This is a genomic window from Stenotrophomonas sp. STEN038, from assembly GCF_056759895.1.
Window position 1 is genome coordinate 1 of record NZ_JBRRDW010000106.1, and the last position, 4,721, is coordinate 4,721.

Annotated in this window: 5 protein-coding genes; all 5 read right to left on the reverse strand. The window is 64.8% G+C overall.

All coding sequences use genetic code 11. From position 1 onward, the window contains the following. Window positions 1-154 precede the first annotated feature (154 nt). Window positions 155-1,030, reverse strand: a complete 876-nt coding sequence (rpoH, locus tag ACVOLS_RS21315) for an RNA polymerase sigma factor RpoH (protein ID WP_293707673.1) — start codon at window positions 1,028-1,030, stop codon at window positions 155-157. Window positions 1,031-1,208: 178 nt separating this feature from the next. Next, the gene (gene ung, locus ACVOLS_RS21320) at window positions 1,209-1,928 is read right to left on the reverse strand and encodes a uracil-DNA glycosylase (protein WP_481547285.1); all 720 of its coding nucleotides are present in this window, start codon (window positions 1,926-1,928) and stop codon (window positions 1,209-1,211) included. Beyond that, on the reverse strand, window positions 1,925-2,767 hold the full coding sequence (locus tag ACVOLS_RS21325; RefSeq protein WP_282272954.1) for a response regulator: 843 nt from the start codon (window positions 2,765-2,767) through the stop codon (window positions 1,925-1,927). The genes ung and ACVOLS_RS21325 overlap by 4 nt, the downstream gene beginning before the upstream one ends. A gap of 7 nt (window positions 2,768-2,774) precedes the next feature. Further along, window positions 2,775-3,743 carry a permease-like cell division protein FtsX gene (gene ftsX / locus ACVOLS_RS21330; protein ID WP_481547286.1) on the reverse strand — a complete coding sequence of 323 codons (969 nt, stop codon included), beginning with the start codon at window positions 3,741-3,743 and terminating at the stop codon, window positions 2,775-2,777. Next, window positions 3,740-4,426, reverse strand: coding sequence for a cell division ATP-binding protein FtsE (ftsE, locus tag ACVOLS_RS21335; RefSeq protein WP_481510910.1), 687 nt, complete (start codon window positions 4,424-4,426; stop codon window positions 3,740-3,742). Before ftsE ends, ftsX begins: the two co-directional genes overlap by 4 nt. Window positions 4,427-4,721: the final 295 nt, after the last annotated feature.

The following is a 4,721-nucleotide window of genomic DNA, read 5'->3' on the forward strand; positions in this document are numbered from 1 at the left end:
TTAACCAACGCACCGTGTAGTGCCTAGCAATGCGCGGCAGGGGCTTCATGCACGGACCAACCGCCACCGGGAATGCCCCTGCCGAGCATGGCTCGGCACTACAAAGCAAAGGCCCGGGTTTCCCCGGGCCTTTGTTTCACTGCTGCAGCCTTGCTCAGGCGGCGAACAGTGCCTTCATCTTCTTCAGCGCGTTGGCTTCGATCTGGCGGATGCGCTCGGCAGACACGCCGTACTCATCTGCCAGTTCCTGCAGCGTCACCTTGCTGTCGGCGTCCAGCCAACGGCGCGCGATGATGTCACGCGAACGCTGGTCGAGCTTGGCCAGACCTTCGCGCAGCAGGCTCAGCTGGTTGTCTTCGCTGTCCTCGCGCTCATAGGCCTGCGACGGATCTTCATCGCGCGCGACCAGATACGCAGCCGGCGACGGCGGCGCATGATCGTCGTCTTCATCCGACGGCGCATCGAAGCCGATGTCACGACCGGACAGGCGCGATTCCATCTCCATCACTTCACGCTCGGAGACGTTCAGATCCTTGGCGACGGCGCTGACCTCGGCGGCGTTCATCCAGCCCAGGCGGGTCTTGGACTTGCGCAGGTTGAAGAACAGCTTGCGCTGCGCCTTGGTCGTGGCGACCTTGACGATGCGCCAGTTCTTGAGGATGAACTCGTGCATCTCGGCACGGATCCAATGCACCGCGAAAGAGACCAGACGCACGCCCATGTCCGGGTCGAAGCGCTTGACCGCCTTCATCAGGCCGATGTTGCCTTCCTGGATCAGGTCGCCCAGCTGCAGGCCGTAGCCGTTGTAGCCGCGGGCCACGTGCACCACGAAGCGCAGGTGCGAATGCACCAGCTCACGCGCGGCGTTCAGATCCTGCTCGTCACGGAAGCGACGCGACAGTTCCTGCTCCTCATCGACCGACAGCACCGGGATCTGGTGCACGGCACCGATGTAGGCGTCCAGCGAACCGAGCGCACTGGGGATCGGGAGATTGTTTGCCACAAGGGCAGTAGAGGTGTTCAGGTTCATAGGACCTCATCTTAGCAGTCGAACTATTGGACTGCTCAGTACAGAAAAAGTTCCAGCGTTCTGTTTTTGTTCGCAAACTCGAGGCCAAACCTGAATAGGCGACAGCAACGACGGCATTCCCAACCCCGTCAAGGTAGCAAAGCCAAGGTCACCGCGATATGACAGGAATCAAGGCAGTTCAGCGATCAGACGGCGCCAGATCGGCCAGCGCCGGCAACCGCCAGTCGATCCGGGCCTGGCCGTTGCGGGCCAGATAGTCATTGGCCTGCGAGAAATGACGGCAGCCGAGGAAACCACGGTGCGCCGACAACGGCGAGGGATGCGGCGCCTTGAACACGCGGTGGCGGCGGGTATCGATGACCTTGCCCTTCTTCTGGGCATAGGCGCCCCACAGCAGGAACACCAATCCTTCGCGCTCGCGGTTGAGCACATCGACCACGTGGTCGGTAAAGCCCTCCCAGCCACGGCCCTGGTGCGCACCCGCCTTGCCCTCTTCCACCGTCAGCACGGCATTGAGCAGCAGCACCCCCTGCTGCGCCCATGGCAGCAGGCAACCGTGGTCCGGGCGTGGGATGGCCAGGTCGGCTTCAAGCTCTTTGTAGATGTTGAGCAGCGACGGCGGCACCGGCACGCCCGGCTTCACCGAGAAGCTCAGGCCATGCGCCTGGCCATGACCGTGGTACGGGTCCTGACCCAGCACCACCACCTTGACCTGCTCGAACGGCGTGGCGTTGAAGGCAGCAAAGATTTCCGGGCCAGGCGGGAACACATGGGCGCCCGACGCCTTGCGCTTGCGCAGGAAGGCCGACAGCTCGCGCATTTCCGGACGCAGCAGCCAATCGCCGATGCGCGCCTTCCAACTGGGCTCAAGCTGGATCTGTGCGCCGTCTTCGCTCACAGCACCACCGCCGGCTGTGCCATGCGTGCCAGCCGCAGCTGGAACAACACCTTGGTCACCAGCAGGCGCTCTTCGATGGGTTTCTGCACCAGGTCATTGGCGCCGGACTGCAGCAGCGCAGACTGGTTGTGCGGATTGCTATCACCGGTCATCACCAGTACCGGCAGGCGTCGCTTGCCATAGGCGAAGTCGACGCGGATGCGCTCGACCACGTCGCGGCCGCTGAGCTCGCCCTTGAGGGTGACGTCGGTCAGCACCAGGTCCACCTGCCGCGTGGTGCGGCCCAGCGACTCGGCGGTGAGCAGCGAAAACGCGTCCTCGGCAGTCAGCACATGCACCACATGCAGGTCATGCCGTTCAAGCATGCGCTTGGTGGCTTCGGCCACCACCCGGCTGTCTTCGACATACAGCACCGTGGCATTGGCCACCGGCTCGGGCTGCACATAGCCGCGGATGAAGGTCGCCAGGGCTTCATGGCCCAGCGCCTTGTCGAAATAATCGGTGACGTACTCGGTGAAGCGACGCTGTTCCAGATGCTGCTGGGCGTCGCCGGACACCACGATCACCGGCACATAGGCCTGCCCGGCGGTTTCGCGTACGCCACGCGCCAGCGCCAGCCCATCGCCATCGGGCAAGGCCAGCGAGGTGGTGACCAGATGCACCGGGCCAGCAGCCAGCGCTTCGCGCGCCTCGGCGATGCTGGCGCAGCCAACCACCTCGACATCAGGCAGTTCGCGCTTGAGCACGTCGCTGATCAGGCGCCGTACCAGTTTGGATCCATCGACCACCATTACCCGCGGCGCGTCGCTGATCAGGTGCTTGAGCTCGTGCGTGGACATGCGGGCCTCAGGTTTCAGTCGGGCGAGTCTGCCTGAGGAAGTGACCGGTCACCAGCCATGCCCCCAACCAACCCAGGATCGTGGTGCCAACCAGCACCATGCCCGAATGCAGCAGATCCAGGCCATGCAACATGAAGGGACTGCCGTAGCTCTGCGACAGATTGGCCAGTGGGGCGCGCAAGGCCAGCCCACATACGCCGATAAGGCCCAGCGCGAGTGCGCCAGCACCCAGCCCATACCACGCCCCCAGATAGACGAACGGGCGGCGGATGAAACCGTCGCTTGCACCCAGCAACTGCAGCACACCGATTTCCTCGCGCCGCGCCTGGATGTCCAGACGCACGGTATTACCGACCACCAGCGCTGCACCCAGGCCCAGCAGCACCGACAACACCTGCACCAGCCGTGCGCCGAAGTTAAGCCAGCCATCCAGGCGCTGCCGCCAGAGCGCATCGTGCTGGACCAGATCAGCCTGCGGCAGGGTTTCCAACGATTTGGCCAGGGCGGCGTCGACGCCGTCGGCCGGGGTCACGATCAGCAGCGTGGGCAGCGGGTTCTCACCCAGCGCATCGATGGCTTCGCCAAGACCGGCGTTCTGACGCAGCTCGGCCAGGCCTTCGTCTGGCGTGCGCAGCTGCACCTGCGCCACATCGGCACGGGCGCGCAAGGTCTTGGCCAGCTCCTGCGCCGCGGCGCCATCGACGTCGGTCTTCAGGAACAGGTTGATATCGCGCGACTGCTGCACACTCCCGGAGAAATGCTTGAGGTTGTCCAGGCCGATCGACAGCCCCAACGGCAGCGCCAGTGCCAGTGCCATCACCGCCACCGTCAGCGCGGTTGCCCACGGCCTGCGCAGCGCACGGCCAAGGCTGAAAACCACGCTGTGCAGATGGTGGTTGATCCAGGTGGCCAGGCGCGACGGTGCCGCCGTGCTGGTGTTCGTTGCGGACTTCTCGCTGCTGTTGCTGCTAGTCATTCGGCCAGGTCCTGCGGCGAGATGTCATCGACCAGACGGCCGTGGTCGAGGATCAACACGCGCTTGCGCATCTGCTTGAGCAGGGCCAGGTCATGGCTGACCACCAGCACGCTGGTGCCGCGCGCAGGCAGCTCGGCAAACAAGGTCATGATTTCCGCGGCCAGGGTCGGGTCAAGATTACCGGTGGGCTCGTCGGCCACCAGCAGCTTGGGCTCGGCGACAATCGCGCGGGCAATGCCGACGCGCTGCTGTTCACCGGCCGACAGTTCGCTGGGCAGCGCCTTCTCGCGGTGGCCCAGGCCCATCCGCTCCAGCACCGAACGCACCCGCTTGCCGGTATCGGCACGACGGTCGCCGCGCAGGATCAGCGGCAGGGCGACGTTCTCGCCGATGCTGCGATCGACCAGCAGGCGATGGTCCTGGTAGACCGCGCCGACTTCGCGTCGGTGCAGGGCAACCTTGCCGCCGCGCACCTTCAGCAGATTGCGCTCGCCGAAGATGACCGCGCCACGGCTGGGCCGCTCGCTGAGATGGATCAACTTGAGCAAGGTGCTCTTGCCGGCACCGGAGTGCCCGGTGACGAACAGCATTTCGCCGGCCGCCACCTCGAAGCTGACATCCAGCAGCGCCTGATGGCCACCGGCATAGTGTTTGCTGACATTGTCAAAACGCAGGACGCTCATCGTGCTGATTATGCAGGAGCGCGGGCGGACTGCGGGGAACACAGGTCACGTGGCGTGGGTTATGCGTAGTGCCGAGCCATGCTCGGCAAGGGGCTTGCCAGCCATCGTATCCGTAGGAGCGGCATGAGCCGCGAAGCCGGGATTGCATCAACCGGCAAAAAGTTTACCCCTCCCCAACCCTCCCCTTTGCTGCGCAAAAGGGAGGGAGCTGTAGTGGGGGGGGGGGGCGGGCGCGGGCGGGCGGGCGAAGGACGTACGGACACCCACCGACGCCGACCCACAACGCCCCCGCCCC

Excerpts from the sequence above, each read along its gene's own strand:
- ACVOLS_RS21325 (WP_282272954.1), bottom strand. The coding sequence starts at position 2,767 with ATGTCCACGCACGAGCTCAAGCACCTGATCAGCGACGCGCCGCGGGTA.
- ftsX (WP_481547286.1), bottom strand. The coding sequence starts at position 3,743 with ATGACTAGCAGCAACAGCAGCGAGAAGTCCGCAACGAACACCAGCACG.
- rpoH (WP_293707673.1), bottom strand. The coding sequence starts at position 1,030 with ATGAACCTGAACACCTCTACTGCCCTTGTGGCAAACAATCTCCCGATC.
- ftsE (WP_481510910.1), bottom strand. The coding sequence starts at position 4,426 with ATGAGCGTCCTGCGTTTTGACAATGTCAGCAAACACTATGCCGGTGGC.